The organism is Undibacterium paludis (assembly GCF_022568815.1).
In the GTDB taxonomy this organism is placed as follows: Bacteria; Pseudomonadota; Gammaproteobacteria; order Burkholderiales; family Burkholderiaceae_D; genus Undibacterium.
This window is the reverse complement of the sequence record NZ_JAKZHX010000007.1, coordinates 32,823-46,615: the sequence shown is the minus strand read 5'-3', so window position 1 is coordinate 46,615 and position 13,793 is coordinate 32,823. Positions and strand designations below refer to the sequence as shown.

Below are 13,793 nucleotides of genomic sequence, written 5' to 3'. Positions count from 1 at the left end.
AGTCTTGTAGTCAGGGCACTGTTTATCACGTTACTGATAAGCAAAAGTTCTATGCCAGACCAGCCTTGCCTTTCATGTCCTGTTTAATCTGTTGCTTTCTTTGCGGGGGTATTGTGGTGCAATCGGTGAGAAATGTTTTGATAGTCGGCGGCGGGACAGCAGGATGGCTGACTGCCGCCTTCCTGGCGCGTCACGTCAGCCAGAGCCATGTGGGTAGGGGAGTGCAGATACGCCTGGTGGAGTCAAAAGACATCGGGATCATCGGCGTGGGGGAGGGCAGCTTCCCTTCCATACGCGGCACGCTGGCGGCAATAGGCATAGACGAAGCACGCTTTGTGCGCGAATGTCATGCGACCTTCAAACAGGGGATCAGGTTCAATGACTGGGTCAGGCCGACAGGCAGTGCGGGAGTAAATCATTATTTTCATCCCTTCAGTCATCCCAGCCAGCGTGGCCCTGAGTTGCTGCCTTATTGGCTGCAAGGGCTGGCGGCAACGAGTGACGGTAACTCGCCTTCGTTTGCCGATGCAGTCACCATGCAAAAGCGCATCGCTGATGCGGCGCGCGGCCCCAAGCGTTATGAAGACAAGGATTTCCTTGGCCCAATGAATTATGCCTATCACTTCGATGCGGGCCGCCTGGCTGCATTGCTGGCCGAGCAGGGCAAGTCCCTTGGTGTGGAGCAGATACTGGCAACTGTAGAACATGTGCAACTGGGGGATGATGGCGCAATTGTCGCAGTACATACGCGTGAAGGGCAGGCATTGAGTGCAGACTTGTATGTAGACTGCACAGGTTTTCGTGCTGCCCTGATAGGCGATGCATTGGCGTCGCCATTCAAAGCTATCAATGATGTGCTGTTTGTTGATCGTGCAGTGGTGATGCAGGTGCCCTATGATGATGCTGACGCCGATATCCCTTCTTACACCATTTCCACAGCACATGAAGCTGGCTGGACCTGGGATATAGGTTTGCAACAAAGACGCGGCATCGGTTATGTCTACTCCAGCCTTCATACCGACGCAGATAGTGCGGAGCAGGTTTTGCGCAACTACATCGGTCCGGCGTCCAGGGACATGTCGGCTCGCCTGCTGAAACTGAATGTCGGTTATCGTGAAACGCAATGGGTCAAAAATTGTGTGGCCATCGGTTTGTCAGGCGGCTTCCTGGAACCGCTCGAGTCTTCCGGTATAGGTTTGATAGAAACGGCGGCTTACATGCTTACGTACATGTTTCCGTTCAATGGTGAGTATGCCCCTGTTGCCAGAGAATTTAATCGGCACATGAAGGCGCGTTATGAGCGCATCGTCGATTTTGTGAAAATGCATTATTGTCTGACACAAAGAACAGATACAGCATTCTGGCGCGACAATACTGACCCAGCATCGATACCCGACAGCCTGAAAGAGAAACTGATGATGTGGCAGTGTCGGCCACCCCACCGCATGGATTTTATTACTGATCTGGAAATGTATCCGCCATCAAGCTGGCAATTTGTTTTGTATGGCATGGAATTCAAGACTGACATGGCCGCGAACCAGTTCAACTATCCGCAGCGGGAAGAGGCCAGGCGTGAATTCCAGATGATAGCCCAGATGTCACAGCGCGCCCTGGCGGACTTGCCCGATCACCGGCGCCTGGTGGAGTATCTTTGCCGCAAAGCAGCCAGAGGGAGTCAGTCGCTGCCCGTTTCTTAGACAGGCGCAGCCATAGTGACAACCTATTGTTGGGCTGCTCGTCGGGGAAAAAGCATGCTATGCTGGTCGTGAAAAGCTTTTCACCTGGGAATCAGGTGTAAAGCAATAGGGACAATAGGGGAAAATGACAGGGCTGCATCCTGTTGTGCTATAGATTGATAATTCCTGCTCACTGGAAGGTATTGCGTGGTTGAAAAAATAAAAAAAAAGAATGAACCGGTAACTCTGCTGGATGTGGCGCGCGAAGCCGGGGTTTCCCCCAGTACGGTGTCGCGCATACTCAATGGCACGGCCAAGGTTTCACCAGAAAAACGCAAGGCGGTGGAAACCGTCATCGCCGAGCTGAAATTCGAACCCAATCAACTGGCACAGGGACTGAAAAGTGGTCGTTCCATGACCATAGGCATCGTGGTCCAGGATATCGCCAGCCCCTTCTTTGATGAAACCCTGCATGGTGTGGATGATGGTCTCAAAGGCACTGGTTATGCGTCGGTGATCGTCAGTGGTCACTGGAATGCCGAAGAAGAGGCTGCACGCATCAAGCTGCTGCTGGCGCGCAAGGTTGACGGCATTATCCTCTTGTCTGGCCGTATTGCTGACAAGACCGTGCTGGAATTTGCCAAAGATAAACCCATCGTTGCTACGGGCCGGGCCTTGCGTAGCAAGACAGCGGTAGGCTTCAAGCTTGACAATGAGTATGGCGCTTATCTTGCCACCCGTCACCTGATTGAACTGGGGCACCGCCGCATTGCCTTTGTGACCGGCCCGGCAAATAACACTGATGCAGAAGAGCGCCAGCAAGGTTATCAGCGGGCGTTGCGCGAGGCCAATATCGCGTTTGAGCAAAACCTGGTTGCCGAGGGTAACTTCCATGAGGCCAGCGGTTTGCTGGCGATCAACCGCCTGCTGGAAACGCAGCAGCAATTCAGCGCCATATTTGCTGCGAATGACCTGTCAGCCTATGGTGTCAGGCTGGGGCTGTACCGCAAAGGCATACGCGTGCCAGAAGATATTTCGTTGATAGGTTTTGATGATCTGCCCAGTTCGCTGTATACCACACCGCCTCTGACGACTATACACCAGCCTTTGTATGACATGGGGTTGCTGGCGACCAGGACCTTGCTGGGTCTGATCAGCGGTAGTGAAGTCGACAGTCCCTTGCCGCCACTGGAATTGATCGCCAGGGAAACGACCAGACGCTTCCGCTAGAGCAGTAAAGTGCGCCAGTCAGGTCAGCATGGTATTGACTGTATCTATCGGCTGCTCTGTTTGACCAGCTTCAGACGGGAGTTTGTCTTCATGTCTGGGGCGTGGCCACAGGCCGGCAGGGCGGGTCAACATGATCAGCACCATGGAAAAGCCCAGCAGCAATTGCCGTAATTCCGGCGCATCAATCAGGATCTGCCCAAACAGCTGTTGCTGCAAAGGCTCGACGACATGACGCAATATCTCGGGCAGGGCAGCCAGTATCACGCCGCCTAGTATGACACCGGGGATGTGACCCATGCCACCCAGCACCACCATGGACAACACTGCTACCGATTCATTGAGTGAAAACGATTCTGGCGAAATGAAGCGCTGGAACGACGCAAACATGGAGCCAGCCACGCCACCGAAAGAAGCGCCCAGTGCAAATGCCAGCAACTTGATGTTACGGGTATTGATACCCATGGCTTTGGCTGCCACCTCGTCTTCGCGGATTGCAACAAAGGCCCGACCCAGACGTGAGTTTTCCAGACGCACGGAAACAAAGATAATCAACAGGCAAAGGAACAGAAACAAAAAGTAATAGGCATTGACCGAGGGCATCATCAATCCGGCGATGTCAAGCATGGCATTGGAACCGGGCTCACCCGCCAGCGACGTGCCAAATACCGAGACGGGATCTATCATATTGATGCCTTTGGGGCCGTCGGTGATGTTGATCGGGGCATTCAGGTTGATGATCAGTATGCGGATGATCTCACCAAAACCCAGTGTAACAACAGCGAGGTAATCACCCCGCAGTTTCAGGGTTGGTGCGCCGAGTAATGCGCCAAAAAATCCCGCCAGTGCGGCACAAAGGGGCACTACCAGCCAGATGGATAAATGCAGGCCATGTTGGGTTACTTCTGGTCCGCACAGCCAGACCAGGGCATTGCCCAGTGTCGGGTAATGTTCGACGAAGGAAGCCAGTACGACAGCGAATTGGGGGGATGCCAAAAGTGCTGTCATATATGCTCCCAGTGCATAGAAGGCAATATAACCAAGATCCAGCAGGCCGGCGAAACCGACAACAATATTCAAGCCCAGTGCCATCATGATGTAGAGCAGAACCATGTCCATGATGCGTACCCAGGAATTGCCGAATTGTGCGGCAATGAATGGAAAAACCAGCAACGACAAGGCCAGCAGGCCAAGGCTGATACGGGTCTTGCGCGGCATGTCGCTGACATTGAACAGGGGGCTGAAGTGATGGTGCATGAATCCCGCTTTTATGGTGAAAGACAGACTGGATCAGCTTAATACCTGAGACAGGTCGCGGCTACCAGAATCTTGCGCAAATCAATCCCTCTTGTGACTGATGCAGATGACAATTCAGGTAGGCGCCAGCCATGTGCAAGCGTAACTGTGTTGGCATCACTCCAGACAGGGAGCGAAAACTGCTGCTGAAATGGCTGTAATTATTAGAGACCGTGTCATGGGCGATGTCAGTCAGTTTTAATTTCCTTCGTGCATGGCCTCCAGTGGCCAGTCCTGGGCGGGATGGAGTGAAGTCAATTCTTTCACGGTTTCGACCAGGCGCAGCCCGCGCGACATGGTCTGTTTAAGTAAGATTCGGGGTGATATATCTGGTATTGGCAGCCTGGGTTCAGGTCCGCCCATTGATAACGATCATCGTAACAAGATTGTTGACCAATGAAATTTTTCTTTTTTCTTGGACAGAATTAGTCATGGAGGATTCATGGCGGACTGATATTCCATTATTCACTTGTGGTAATAAAATAACAATGCCACTGTCCCCGGACAATTTACATTGCCACCGTGATTTTCTCGTTTCCTACCCAAATATTGTCATTTTGTCGCAAACATCGGGCTAGTTTTGTCACGATTTGCAAGAATGCATGCCGAAACGCAGGGTATCTATCTTGACGCTGATCTGGGCGCGGACTATATTACTGACTCGAAAGTAAGTTAATTGAGTTGTTGCTATCATGTCATGCCCTTTTAAGCCCAAGTGGGAGCGCCGCAAGGACGCCCGCCCGCAAGAATTGCTCGCTGCTGCCCTCGATTTGTTTGTTGAGCGCGGTTTTGCTGCCACACGTCTTGATGATGTGGCGCGTGCGGCTGGTGTATCAAAAGGGACTTTGTACTTGTACTTTTCCAGCAAGGAAGAATTATTCAAAGCCGTGGTCAGGGAAAATATTGTTCCCTTGATCGGTGAAGCCGAGAGTGTCATTGATCAGTTCGAAGGCAGTAGTGAAGAGTTATTCCGCCTGATCATGACGACCTGGTGGGGCAGTGTGGGCAACAACAAATTGTCTGGCCTGCCCAAGCTGATGATGGCAGAAGCCGGGAATTTCCCTGAACTCGCCAGGTTTTACCAGGAAGAGGTTATCGACCGTGGTGAAAGCATGGTTGCAAAGATGCTCAAGCGCGGCATGGCTCGTGGCGATATACGGGATGTGAATCTGGAAATCGATGCCCGCCTGTTGGTTGCCCCCATGATCATGATGATGATCTGGAAACACTCTCAGGGTGTTTGCAAGATCGATCCTGAGCAGCTCGATACTTATATACAACACTATATAGAGATGGCTTTGCGTAGTTTGTTAAAAAAATAGATTTGTTTATTGGAGAGTATGCGCTGCTTGACCCTTACCTTGTGTCAGGCTTTAAAGTCAGGGTTTTGTAACCTGGACAGTTTGCTGATGTTTTTGCCCAGGCTCTGAAACCATTACTTTTTGGAAAACACCATGTTAAAGCGCAGGACTTTCTGGATCATTGCTGTAGTGCTGTTGCTGGCTGCCGGCCTGGTCATCATGAAAAAGAAATCACAAGGTAGTGTTGCCCAGGTACCGGCAAATACTGCCAATTCACAACAAGCCAGCCAGTCCGCCATGCCACAGGTGCTTGAATTCTTGCCAGGCGATATTGTGGAAGCAGGCACTGCAGACATACGCAAGCTATTGGCCGTTTCCGGCGCATTGCGCGCTGTTAATCAGGCGGCTGTCAAGGCCAAGGTTGCTGGTGACATTACCGAAGTACTGGTACGTGAAGGTGAGGCAGTGCAGGCAGGGCAGGTGCTGGTGAAGATGGATAGCAGTGATTATCTTGCCAGGCAGGAGCAGGCCAGGGGGGCGCTGGCAGCAGCACAAGGGCAACTGGAAATCGCCCGCCAGGCGCGTGACAATAACAAGGCCCTGCTCGATAAAAGCTTCATCTCAAAGAATGCCTACGACAACACCAATAGCCAGTATGCCATAGCGGTAGCCAATGTCGACAGTGCCAAAGCGGCGCTGGCTGTCGCCCAGAAAGCCCTGGCGGACACAGTCATACGTGCCCCCATCAGTGGTCTGGTCAGCAGTCGCATGGTGCAACCGGGCGAAAAAATATCACCGGACAATCGCCTGCTCGATGTTGTTGATCTGCGCGTACTGGAAATGGAAGCACCTATCCCTACCCAGGACATCAGCAGTATCAAAATAGGTCAATTGGTGCAGTTAAAAATAGAAGGTGTTACGGCTACCGTCGAAGGCAAGGTCGTCAGGATCAATCCTTCAACTACGACGGGCTCGCGTTCTATCATGGCTTATGTGCAGCTTGCCAATCCTGATTCGGTTTTGCGCGCAGGCATGTTCGGTGAAGCACAACTGGTCGTAGAGAAAAAATCTGATGTGCTGACCGTGCCTGAAACTGCGATACAGTTTGACGCTGAACAGGCTTTTGTCTACGCGATAGAAAACAATGTCTTGCAGCAAAAACCGGTCAAGCTGGGCTTGCGTGGTGAAAGCAAGGGCGTGGCCGTGGTTGAGTTGCAGTCTGGACTTGCACCACGGGCGCGTATAGTCAAAGCCAACCTGGGGCGTTTGCGACCCGGCCTCGCAGTGAAGCTGATCACAACCACAGGCAAGGTGTAATCATGTGGTTCACACGTATCAGCATAGGCAACCCGGTACTGGCAACCATGATGATGGTGGCTTTTGTAGTGCTCGGTCTGTTTTCCTACAAGCGCCTGCGGGTTGATCAATTCCCTGACATTACCTTCCCTGTGGTGGTCATCCAAACCGATTATCCTGGCGCCTCGCCAGAAACCATCGAATCCGACATTACCCGCAAGGTCGAAGAAACCGTCAATACCATCAATGGCATCAGCGCCCTGACTTCACGTTCTTATGAAGGCACATCTGTCGTCATCCTGGAGTTTGACCTGACCATAGACCCGGCACAGGCAGCCCAGGACGTGCGCGAAAAAGTGGCCTTGATCAAGGCCGGTTTCCGCAAGGAAGTGAAAGAGCCGCGCGTCACCCGTTATGATCCTTCGGATAAACCCATCTTCTCGGTATCAGTCACCAATGATGACAAAATCAAGAAGCGAGGCTTCCGCGAGTTGACCACCATAGGTGATCAACTGGTCAAGAAGCGTCTGGAGAATGTCCGTGGGGTCGGCTCCGTCACCCTGGTTGGCGGCGTCAGGCGCGAGATCAAGATTTACCTCAAGCCAAATGAACTCGAAGCACTGGGGCTGGGTGTAGACCAGGTCATCAATGCCTTGCGCAATGAAAACCAGGAATTGCCTACCGGCGCCATACGTGCACTGGACAATGAAAAAGTGGTGCAGATACAGGGACGTGTAAAAAATCCTGAAGACTTTGGCCGCATCATCGTCGCCCGTCGTGGTGGTCAGCCAGTATTGCTGTCGCAAGTTGCCAGTGTGGTGGATGGCCAGGAAGAGCAGGAGAGTCTGGCCCTGTATAACGGCCAACGCACGGTGGCGCTTGATATTCTCAAGGCCCAGGGGCAAAACACCATAGAAGTGGCGAACGGTTTGACTGATGCCCTGAAAGCTCTGGAGCCGCAATTGCAGGCGCAATACCCTGGTGTCAAAGTGCAGATCATCAAGGACGGTTCACGCCAGATACGTGTGGGTGTAGAGAATGTGCGCCGCACCCTGATCGAAGGTGCAGCGTTGACAGTGCTGATTGTGTTCCTGTTCCTCAATTCATGGCGTTCTACGGTCATCACCGGCCTGACTTTGCCGGTAGCTTTGATAGGTACTTTCCTGTTCATGGACATGTTCGGATTCACCATCAATATGATTACCCTGATGGCCTTGTCACTGTGCGTGGGCTTGTTGATTGATGATGCCATCGTGGTGCGTGAAAACATCGTCCGTCATGCCGGCATGAAGGTGAATGGCAAGTTCAAGGACCACCATACTGCTGCCCTGGAAGGTACGGCTGAAATTGGCCTGGCGGTGCTGGCGACGACCTTTTCCATCGTGGCGGTATTCCTGCCGGTCGGTTTCATGGGCGGGATCATAGGCCGTTTCTTCCACCAGTTTGGCATTACGGTGACTGCGGCGGTGTTGATATCGATGTTCGTGTCCTTCACGCTGGACCCCATGCTGTCTTCCATCTGGCCAGATCCTGATGCGCATGGTCATGCCGCAGGTGGCGAGCGCAAGGGCTGGTATGCCAATACCATAGGCCGTGTACTGGAACAGTTTGAGCGTGGCGTGCAATGGTTTTCGCGTGGCTATCAGGTGATGCTGCGCTGGTCGCTCAAGCACCGTATCAAGACCTTGCTGATTGCTGCACTGACTTTTTTCCTTGGTCTGGCTATCCCTGGTACAGGTTTGATCGGTTCTGAATTTGTACCGCAGGCCGATTATTCTGAAACTGGCGTCAATTACTACACGCCTGTTGGCTCGTCACTGGAATTGACAGAAACCAAGGTCCACCAGGTGGAGGCTGTCGTCAAGGAATTCCCTGAAGTACTCGACACCTACAGCACCGTGAATACCGGTTCGGCGCAAGGCAAGAATTATGTGACGACTTTCATTCGCCTGGTGCCACGCAAGGACAGGAGTCGGACCACAGCACAGTTATCCGTCCCGCTGCGCCAGCGCCTGAGCCAGATTGCCGGCATTACGGTAACGCATATAGGTGCTCTGGACGGTGTTGGTGGTGACAACAAGAACCTGCGCTTCAGTCTGCAGGGCAGCGATCTGTTGGAGTTGGGCAAATTATCCGAGCAGGTGCAGGACAGATTGCGCAACATACCTGGCCTGGTTGATCTTGATTCCAGCCTGAAGGCGCAAAAACCCACCATCTCGGTACAGCCGCGCCGCGATATTGGTGCCGATCTCGGTGTTGGCGTAGCGCAAATCGGCGGCGCATTGCGCCCCTTGCTGGCTGGTGAGATCGCCACCACCTGGCGTGCCCCGGATGATGAAAACTACGATGTGACGGTACGTCTGTCACCAGGCGACAGGAACAATGCCGATGATTTGTCACGCCTGATGCTGACCAGTTCGCAGACTAACGCGGATGGTTCACCGAAGATGGTGCCTTTGCGCCAGGTGGCCGATATCAAACCGTCGACAGGCGCCAACCAGATCAATCGGCGCGACCTGAACCGTGAGGTGGAATTGTCTGCCAATGTGGTTGGGCGCTCTGCCGGTGAAGTCAGTGCCGAAGTCAAAAAAGTGCTGGATGGCATGCAATGGCAGCCTGGCTATCGTTACAAGATGGGGGGAGCCACCAAGAACATGACCGAATCTTTTGGCTATGCCTTGTCTGCGCTGGCGCTGGCAGTGATCTTCATCTACATGATACTGGCGTCGCAGTTTGCCAGCTTCCTGCAGCCTGTCGCCATCATGTCGGCGCTGCCGATGACGCTGATAGGGGTGTTTCTGGCGCTGATGTTCTTCCGGTCCACGCTGAATATGTTTTCGATTATTGGCTTCATCATGCTGATGGGCCTGGTCACCAAGAATGCGATTTTACTGGTGGATTTTGCCAATCAGGCAAGAAAAGAGGGGATGGAACGCATGGAAGCCCTGCTGGAAGCCGCCCATGTACGCCTGCGCCCGATATTGATGACGACGCTTGCCATGGTATTTGGCATGGTGCCGCTGGCTTTTGCCCTGTCGGAAGGCTCAGAGCAGCGTGCTCCCATGGGGCAGGCCGTGATTGGTGGAATTATCACTTCATCATTACTGACCCTGGTGGTCGTGCCGGTGATTTACACCTATCTGGATGATCTGGGTCTATGGATTACGCAAAAATGGCAAGGTAAACGTCTACGTGAGCAAGCGCTTTGATAAAATGCTGCTTCCCTATTAATTTTGCAATCGAGTATAGAAATGAATATCGAAAAAGCACGCTTCAACATGATAGAGCAACAAATTCGCCCCTGGAATGTGCTGGACCAGGAAGTGCTGGATATGCTGATTGTGGTCAAACGCGAAGAGTATTTCCCTGCCGAGCAAAAAAGTCTGGCGTTTTTTGATACGGAATTGCCTTTGCCAGACGGCAGCAAGGCCATGACACCAAAGCTGGAAGCACGCATCCTGCAAGAACTTGGGTTGAAAAAACAGGAAAACGTCTTGCTGATCGGCGCTGGTACTGGTTACCTGGCGGCAATGCTTGCCTATCGCGCACGTCACGTGACTGTGCTGGAGTCGTCCAAGGTCTTGCATGAGCTGGCTGCCGGTAATCTGCACCGCAATCATGTCAACAACGTTGATGTGGTTCTTGCTGATGCTTTCAGTGAAAAAAATACCGGTAACTATGATGCGATCGTCATTGCCGGTGGTCTGGAATCTATCCCTGAGCATCTGCAAAAACAACTGAATGTTGGTGGTCGCCTGCTGGCCTTTGTCGGGCAATTGCCGACCCTGACTGCAGAATTGCTGACACGCGCATCTTCGTCGGAAATCGTGAAAAAGAATCTGTTTGAAACGGTGGTGGCACCAGCTGCCGGCGCCAAACCAGTTTCGCATTTCAGCCTGTAATCCAGAGAAGAAACGGACGGCTTGCCATGCAACATATTACTGCCGCAGAGTTGGCGCAATGGTTGAACGATAGTAGTAAAAAACCGCCGGTTTTGCTGGACGTGCGGGAACCTTGGGAGTATGAAACCTGTCATATCGAGGGTGTGCAATTGATGCCCATGCAAACGGTGCCAGCCAGGTTTCAGGAGCTGGAACCCGACGACGTGATTGTCTGCATTTGTCATCACGGTGGGCGCAGTATGCAGGTAGCAAATTTTTTGGAACGTCAGGGCTTTACCCAGACGATCAACTTGACTGGTGGTGTGCATGCATGGGCACAGCAAGTTGATCCTGGTATGCCCACTTATTAATTTAATTTTTTTCGGAGCCTTACATGCGTAATCCCATTCTTGCCACACTGCTTGCCAGTGCCTTCCTTTCTCTGAATGCAAACGCCACGGATTTGCTGCAAATCTATAAGGATGCTTTGGCAAATGATGCGCAGTATGCAAGTGCACGTGCCTCGTTGATAGCCGGCCGGGAAAAACCGGTGCAGGGCCGTGCGGCACTGTTGCCAGGTATTGCTCTGAAAGGTAGTAACACCAAATCAAGTACAGACGTGGAAAACGATGTTTTGCCTGGCACCCGTACCGGGAAAGGTGTCACCAATACCTGGACTCTGGGATTGTCGCAACCCTTGTTCAACTGGGGTAACTGGCAACAGTATGAACAAAGCAAATTGTCCCTGCTGGTCAGTGAAGCACAGTTTGAGCAAGCCAGACAGGACTTGATCGTCCGTGTTGCGCAAGCCTATTTTGATGTGCTGGCAGCGCAGGATACGCTGGAAACCCTGCGTGCGCAAAAAAGCGCCATTTCCGAACAACTGGCTTCTGCCAAGCGTAATTTTGAAGTGGGTACATCGACCATCACTGACACGCACGAAGCCCAGGCACGTTATGACCTGGTGACAGCACAGGAATTTGCCGGGCAGAGCGATCTGCAAGTCAAGCGTGCAGCCTTGCAGCAAATCATCGCCAAAGAAGCAGGTGACCTGGCCTCGTTGCAACCGGGTGTCAAACTGAGCAGCCCGCAACCTGCGCAGGTTGATGACTGGGTATCCTCAGCAGAAAAACAGAACTTCGGCGTGGTAGCGTCACAGGTTGCTGTTGAAATAGCCAAGCGTGATATTGAAAAGAATCGCGCCGGCCATTATCCTACAGTCGATCTGGTTGCCAGCACTGGCCGTACATCCAATTCTGGCGCCACCAATCCGAATGGCGCCGGCGTCATTAAACCGACTACGATCGGTGTGCAATGGAATATCCCGATCTTCTCAGGCTTTTCAGTCGACAGTCGCGTCAAGGAGTCGATAGCGCTTGAAGACAAGGCGCGTAATGATTATGAAAACGCTCGCCGTACTGCTGCACAAGGTGCGCGTCAGGCTTTCGTTGGTGTGAATTCCGGCCTGGCCCAGGTGAAAGCGTACGAAGCGGCAGAAATTTCCAGTCAGTCGGCGCTGGACTCTAACAAGCTCGGTTACCAGGTAGGTGTACGTATCAATATCGACGTGCTTAATGCACAGCAACAGTTGTACACCACACGTCAGACCCTGGCGAAAGCACGCTACGACACTATTTTGAACGGCTTGCGCCTGAAATCTGCGGCAGGTACTTTGAAAGAGGATGATCTGGCTGAAGTGAATGCCTTGCTGCAACATTAAGATTGTTGAAATCAACAAAAAAGCTCGCTTGTTGGCGGGCTTTTTTGTTATTGCTTGCTTTAAATCAAGCCAAAATAATCCAAGGCCATCAAACTTGGTCTGTTTGGCTCTGGTAAGAAAGGCTTGATGATGGCAGAAACGCATGGATTCCTGACCAAATCCAGATTGATCAAAGCGGCTGTTTTAGCAGTCTCATTCGTGTTCGTTGCTTATTTTGCCACACCCCTTTTGTTTGGCAGTAAATCCAGGGTCTTCCAGGCAAAACGCGGTGAGCTGGTTCAGACAGTGGTCGCCAGCGGTCGTGTAGAGACACCTGCCAGGGTAGATATAGGAGCGCAGGTTACAGGCTTGGTGGCATCGGTACCGGTCAAGGAGGGGCAAACCGTCAAGGCCGGTGATTTGCTGATCGAACTCGATGGTGCCGATGAAAAAGCGGCACTTGAACTGGCCAATGCAAATGTGCGCCAGGCTGAAATAAAACTCAGGCAAATTCAGGAACTGACCCAGCCGCTTGCGGAGCAAGCTCTGCAACAGGCCCAAGTCAATGTCACAAATGTACAAAAGCAATTTGAGCGCACCAGAGAGTTGGTAGCGCAAGGTTTCGTCGGACAGGCTCAACTGGATGAAGCCAAGCGTAACCTGGACATAGCGCGTAGCCAGGTTGATAGTGTAAAGTTGCAGGAACAGTCCTCCCAGCCGACAGGTAGCGACTTTCAATTGGCGCTTGCAGCACTGGATCAAGCCAGGGCCAATCAAAAATCTGCGCAAGCAAAACTGCAGCATACCCAGATCAGGGCTATTGCAGACGGAACCTTGATTTCACGCGATGTTGAAAGAGGGGATACGGTTCAGCCAGGCAAGGTCCTGATGGTCTTGTCACCTGTGGGATTGACACAGTTGCTGATACAGATAGATGAAAAAAATTTGCGTTATATGCAATTGGGGCAATCTGCAGTGGCGACGGCAGATGCTTACCCAGGGCAGAAGTTTCCTGCAGAGCTGACGTTCATTAATCCAGCTGTCAACGCTCAACGTGGTTCAGTCGATGTGAAACTGAATGTGCCTAATCCCCCTTCTTATTTAAAGCAGGATATGACTGTGTCGGTGGAGATTGAAGTGGCGCGGCGGAAAGACACACTGTCTCTCAGCGCTGAAGCTATCCATGATGTAGCGACTTCACCCTGGGTCATGCTTATCAATAAAGGCAAAGCAGAACGTCGTGCGATCAGTGTTGGTGTGCGCGGTGATAAATCTGTAGAGATTTTGTCTGGCCTGAGCGAGCAGGATATGGTGTTGCCGGCGACCGGTATGGCAGTACAGGAGGGCAAGCGGGCACGGGCAGACTTGCAACGTGGTGGTGCAGCTCAGGCCAGGAGTGCCCAAAGTGGCGGTTAGT

The 13,793-nt window shown here is 52.4% G+C and carries 10 protein-coding genes; 9 read left to right on the top strand and 1 reads right to left on the bottom strand.

Annotated features, from left to right (window positions below; genetic code table 11):
* Positions 1–125 precede the first annotated feature (125 nt).
* Both LZ463_RS12955 and LZ463_RS12950 read left to right on the top strand, forming a co-directional pair.
* Positions 126–1,697 (top strand): tryptophan halogenase family protein, encoded by a 1,572-nt coding sequence (locus LZ463_RS12955; protein ID WP_241456167.1) that lies wholly within the window; start codon positions 126–128, stop codon positions 1,695–1,697.
* Positions 1,698–1,883: 186 nt separating this feature from the next.
* The gene (locus LZ463_RS12950) at positions 1,884–2,906 is read left to right on the top strand and encodes a LacI family DNA-binding transcriptional regulator (protein ID WP_241456166.1); all 1,023 of its coding nucleotides are present in this window, start codon (positions 1,884–1,886) and stop codon (positions 2,904–2,906) included.
* 18 nt (positions 2,907–2,924) lie between these two features.
* Here the strand turns inward: LZ463_RS12950 and LZ463_RS12945 are convergent, their stop codons facing one another.
* Positions 2,925–4,121 carry an ABC transporter permease subunit gene (locus LZ463_RS12945; protein ID WP_489686115.1) on the bottom strand — a complete coding sequence of 399 codons (1,197 nt, stop codon included), beginning with the start codon at positions 4,119–4,121 and terminating at the stop codon, positions 2,925–2,927.
* Between the two features lie 770 nt (positions 4,122–4,891).
* Here LZ463_RS12945 and LZ463_RS12940 point away from each other — a divergent pair.
* From LZ463_RS12940 to LZ463_RS12910, 7 genes are all read left to right on the top strand, one after another.
* Positions 4,892–5,521 carry a TetR/AcrR family transcriptional regulator gene (locus LZ463_RS12940; protein ID WP_241456163.1) on the top strand — a complete coding sequence of 210 codons (630 nt, stop codon included), beginning with the start codon at positions 4,892–4,894 and terminating at the stop codon, positions 5,519–5,521.
* 132 nt (positions 5,522–5,653) lie between these two features.
* Entirely contained in the window at positions 5,654–6,817 is a 1,164-nt protein-coding gene (locus LZ463_RS12935) for an efflux RND transporter periplasmic adaptor subunit (protein WP_241456162.1), read from the top strand.
* Positions 6,818–6,819: 2 nt separating this feature from the next.
* Positions 6,820–10,005: an efflux RND transporter permease subunit gene (locus LZ463_RS12930; RefSeq protein WP_241456161.1), complete on the top strand. Its 3,186-nt coding sequence runs from the start codon at positions 6,820–6,822 to the stop codon at positions 10,003–10,005.
* Between the two features lie 42 nt (positions 10,006–10,047).
* Positions 10,048–10,698 carry a protein-L-isoaspartate O-methyltransferase family protein gene (locus tag LZ463_RS12925; RefSeq protein WP_241456160.1) on the top strand — a complete coding sequence of 217 codons (651 nt, stop codon included), beginning with the start codon at positions 10,048–10,050 and terminating at the stop codon, positions 10,696–10,698.
* A 26-nt stretch (positions 10,699–10,724) separates the two neighbouring features.
* Positions 10,725–11,048, top strand: coding sequence for a rhodanese-like domain-containing protein (locus LZ463_RS12920; protein ID WP_241456159.1), 324 nt, complete (start codon positions 10,725–10,727; stop codon positions 11,046–11,048).
* 23 nt (positions 11,049–11,071) lie between these two features.
* A complete protein-coding gene (locus LZ463_RS12915; protein ID WP_241456158.1) occupies positions 11,072–12,397 on the top strand; it encodes a TolC family outer membrane protein in 1,326 nt (441 codons plus the stop codon).
* A gap of 126 nt (positions 12,398–12,523) precedes the next feature.
* Entirely contained in the window at positions 12,524–13,792 is a 1,269-nt protein-coding gene (locus LZ463_RS12910; RefSeq protein WP_241456157.1) for an efflux RND transporter periplasmic adaptor subunit, read from the top strand.
* Position 13,793 lies beyond the last annotated feature (1 nt).

Excerpts from the sequence above, each read along its gene's own strand:
- LZ463_RS12945 (WP_489686115.1), bottom strand. The coding sequence starts at position 4,121 with ATGCCGCGCAAGACCCGTATCAGCCTTGGCCTGCTGGCCTTGTCGTTG.
- LZ463_RS12940 (WP_241456163.1), top strand. The coding sequence starts at position 4,892 with ATGTCATGCCCTTTTAAGCCCAAGTGGGAGCGCCGCAAGGACGCCCGC.
- LZ463_RS12935 (WP_241456162.1), top strand. The coding sequence starts at position 5,654 with ATGTTAAAGCGCAGGACTTTCTGGATCATTGCTGTAGTGCTGTTGCTG.
- LZ463_RS12930 (WP_241456161.1), top strand. The coding sequence starts at position 6,820 with ATGTGGTTCACACGTATCAGCATAGGCAACCCGGTACTGGCAACCATG.
- LZ463_RS12925 (WP_241456160.1), top strand. The coding sequence starts at position 10,048 with ATGAATATCGAAAAAGCACGCTTCAACATGATAGAGCAACAAATTCGC.
- LZ463_RS12920 (WP_241456159.1), top strand. The coding sequence starts at position 10,725 with ATGCAACATATTACTGCCGCAGAGTTGGCGCAATGGTTGAACGATAGT.
- LZ463_RS12915 (WP_241456158.1), top strand. The coding sequence starts at position 11,072 with ATGCGTAATCCCATTCTTGCCACACTGCTTGCCAGTGCCTTCCTTTCT.
- LZ463_RS12910 (WP_241456157.1), top strand. The coding sequence starts at position 12,524 with ATGATGGCAGAAACGCATGGATTCCTGACCAAATCCAGATTGATCAAA.